Below are 316 nucleotides of genomic sequence, written 5' to 3'. Positions count from 1 at the left end.
CCCCCCCCCCCCCCCCCCCCCCCCCCCCCCCCCCCCCCCCCCCCCCCCCCCCCCCCCCCCCCCCCCCCCCCCCCCCCCCCCCCCCCCCCCCCCCCCCCCCCCCCCCCCCCCCCCCTTTTTTCAAGCATAAGACGGCATACGAGATTATTGCGTTCGTCTCGTGGGCTCGGAGATGTGTATAAGAGACAGGCCAGGTTGTGTGCGGTAGAACCACGGGCAATCAAGCGGCCGGACAGCACCACCTTGCGCGCACTGCGCGCCGGGTCTTCCAGTCGCTCCAGCAGCATCTTCATGGCGGTGCGGCCAATGTCGTACA

1 pseudogene is annotated in these 316 nt (G+C 72.8%); it reads right to left on the bottom strand.

From position 1 onward, the window contains the following. Window positions 1–316, bottom strand: a pseudogene (locus JHD62_RS21820) (hypothetical protein); the annotation flags it as partial.

Origin of the sequence: Aquitalea sp. ASV11 (assembly GCF_016429185.1) — a bacterium.
GTDB lineage: Bacteria > Pseudomonadota > Gammaproteobacteria > Burkholderiales > Chromobacteriaceae > Aquitalea > Aquitalea pelogenes.
The sequence above is the reverse complement of the archived record's forward strand: the minus strand, read 5'-3'. Positions and strand labels throughout refer to the sequence as shown.